Below are 2,989 nucleotides of genomic sequence, written 5' to 3' on the forward strand. Positions count from 1 at the left end.
CTGAAATGCGCTTTGATGGTATTAATATTCATGGTCGCTCCCCAAAAGAAGAGCATAAGATCACAGACCGTGCTTCAGGTCAAATTTAACCTTGCGTTGTACAAGAAATGTTCATGATCTTGCCCTGATCATTTCCAAGGTTCTTGGGTTGCCTCAATTAAGTTTTGGGTTTGGTTTGTGTTGAGTTTCGCCAGTTTCAAATCGCTTTAATTGAAATGTCTTTTTGACTGATTTGCTTGCTGACATTCAGCTCTGAAAATCTGGTGACGCAAAAAATTTAGCGGTTGCTGAAAAGGCGCTTTCTTTGTTGTCGATTCTGTAAGTGGCTCTCTTTGGCTCAGAACGCTGTGAAATTTAGGTTTTGGTAAGCATCATTTTTGTACGTAACTTATTCAAATTTCTTCATTTCTACGGTGGTTTACTTTGAATTCCCGGTAAAATTCACATAACAAGCAATTCAAGTGGATTCTCAACGCGTGGCAGTTTTACTATGCGTCAGGTAAAGTGTTTTACGGTGCAATGCAGCGGCTTGGCCAGTGCGTTGTTCACCACTTAATTGGGCGTTATGTGCCAAGGCAAAGTTAGTTTGAATGCCTACAATTTATGACGGTTTTTAAGGTCTTGTTTTTGTTCTAAATTATTGTTTTTCATCTGCTAAATTGATGGTTTTTCCTTTTGCTGTTAAAATTAAAATGTGTGTTTTAGTAGGTGCATTTTATGAAACTTGAAACTCGTATAAGACAATCGATCATACATCGTAAAGGTGCTGTTTTTTCACGGTCAGACTTAGCTTCACTCGGTAGCCCGTCTCAGGTGACTTTCGTTTTATCTAAGCTAATTGATAATGGTGAGTTGTTGAGAATTTCACGAGGTTTTTATGCAAAAGCTCAACCTAAGGGTGGGGATGTGAAAACTTGTGCTCCTACAGATCAAGTAGTTAGAGACATCGTGAAAAAGCTAGGCTTACAATTGCACGGTAACTTATCTAAAGAACTCAAAAACGCCAAACCAAAGTCCACATTGGTAATTGAAACAAAGTCCTCTCGCACGGATAGAATTTTGAAGTTGAATGATATACAAATCATACTGAGAAACCATAAAACGAGTCATAGTTGTAAGAATGGTGTTGTTGCGCCGATTGGACGCATGCCGACAAAAAACATTGAAGAGTACGTCTTCAAGTTGGCTAAGCAATATAATGTGTCTTACGCATACAACTCAATAGACCAATTTGCTGATTCTGTAACTTCATTGGCAGGGGATGAAGTCAAACACGATCCTGTTGAAGATTTATTAGTTGCATTAAAAAGAGCAGGAAAGCTAACAATGCAACAAGTTGCTCTGTTGTCAGTTAATTATCTAAGGGAACGTCATGTCAGTTTTTGACCCTTTTTTAGACTTTGAGGAAAATGGTTACTTACAAAACAGATTCAAAGAAAAAGATCCTAATGTAATTAGAGAACTAGAACATACGATGTTTCGTGCGGGTCTAGATGATGCTTTAGAATACCTCTCAAAAAGAGATGAAATTACATATAGGGACTTCTTAGAGGTTCATAAGATATTATTCTCTGAAATTTATCCATGGGCTGGTAAGGATAGAAATGAATTAGTTCCAGATAAAGCTATATCTAAAGCAGGGGTTAAGTTTTGTCATCCTATGGAAATACAGCGTTCAATTGACTATGGTTTGCGGTTGGGTCAAGACAAAGAATATATGCGAGCTAACCCTGGTGAAGTAATGGGCTTATTTGCTTATGGTCACCCATTTCTAGATGGAAATGGTCGAACAATGTTGTTGATTCATACGGAGTTGTGTCACCGTGCTGGGTTTTCAATTGAGTGGGAAAAAACGACGAAGTTTGATTATTTGACTGCTTTAAGTAAGGAAATTGAGAAGCCAAGAGATAAAACTTTAAACGCATATTTGTCTCAATTTGTCGGCTCGTCTAGAAATCGTGACTCGTGGGGCGGCTCAATTAAAAGTATCAAAGGACTAGATGGTGTGGGGCAAACAAATAACGTTGATGGAGATTATTCTGATGAACAAGTATCCCGAGAGTATCGAGCGTATAAATTAGAGCGAGAGCGTACAGAGTAACAGTTTTTGGCTGCATCTCCAGGCACATAACAAAGCATTTAAGAGTGATTCCCAACGCTTGGCATTTTTTATTCCATCGTTGGGTTTTGTGTTTACGGTGGTAAGGTTAAGTTTCGTGGTTGCGTTGCTCACACCTTAACGCAGCGTTATGTTTAATCACGTAAATTCAGTGCTTTGTGATTTTTCTTTGTACCATCGGCTTGTTAGTTTCTAGTTTTTCGGCAAGTTGGCTTCGTTTGGCGCTGTTTTCTGGACATTTATTCTTTGGCGCTGGAAATTCAGAGAATTGCCTCAATCAATTTTCGGGCAAGCGTGAGGTTAGGGCGGTTGGCTCAATCAGAAGTTTGATCTTAGGTTTTTCGGTTTTATCTGCCAAAGTTCAAAGTCTGATTTTCAAAATTATGAGTCATTTCAGTTTTTTGGTTTTTGGCTTTTGTTTGTGAGTTAAAGCTGAGTTAATCTCGGTTTTGGTAAACCGTAAGTCATTGAAGCTTAAGCATAACAAGGCGTTCAAGAGGGACTTGGCACGCGTGGCATTTTTGGCTTGCAGTTTGTTTAGTGGTTAAGTTGTATGCGGTCACGTTTGTAGTGCGTGCCTGCGCCCCTTAACGCGGCGTTATGCAACTCAGGTAAAATTAGGGGTTCAATCTTGTGGGATTTCTCCGGCCATTCGTTTTGTGTTGTCGGCAAATGAGTATTTTTACCCTAAAATTCGTGGTTTACTCAAGCCGTAAAACAGGCAAGGTTCTTTGTTTGCCTCAATCCGACATTCCGCAGCTAATTTAGGAATAAACTACCTCATAGAATCTACCGAGTAATTTGAGTAGTTGTGTTTGGTGCTCTTGAAGTCCAGTGATGAACCGTTGGCCGTTGATTTCTAACGTATCT

At 39.3% G+C, this 2,989-nt stretch carries 2 protein-coding genes; both read left to right on the forward strand.

Features of this window, described 5'->3' with window-relative positions; genetic code table 11:
- Positions 1–717 precede the first annotated feature (717 nt).
- A complete protein-coding gene (locus tag UF06_RS18910) occupies positions 718–1,386 on the forward strand; it encodes a type IV toxin-antitoxin system AbiEi family antitoxin domain-containing protein (protein WP_045571813.1) in 669 nt (222 codons plus the stop codon).
- Complete coding sequence (locus tag UF06_RS18915; protein ID WP_045571814.1) at positions 1,373–2,101, forward strand: Fic family protein; 729 nt, start codon at positions 1,373–1,375, stop codon at positions 2,099–2,101. The genes UF06_RS18910 and UF06_RS18915 overlap by 14 nt, the downstream gene beginning before the upstream one ends.
- Positions 2,102–2,989: the final 888 nt, after the last annotated feature.

Source organism: Vibrio sp. S234-5 (assembly GCF_000960595.1).
GTDB lineage: Bacteria > Pseudomonadota > Gammaproteobacteria > Enterobacterales > Vibrionaceae > Vibrio.

Bases quoted from the DNA above. Each gene is read 5' to 3' on its own strand.
- UF06_RS18910 (WP_045571813.1), top strand. From the start codon at position 718: ATGAAACTTGAAACTCGTATAAGACAATCGATCATACATCGTAAAGGT.
- UF06_RS18915 (WP_045571814.1), top strand. From the start codon at position 1,373: ATGTCAGTTTTTGACCCTTTTTTAGACTTTGAGGAAAATGGTTACTTA.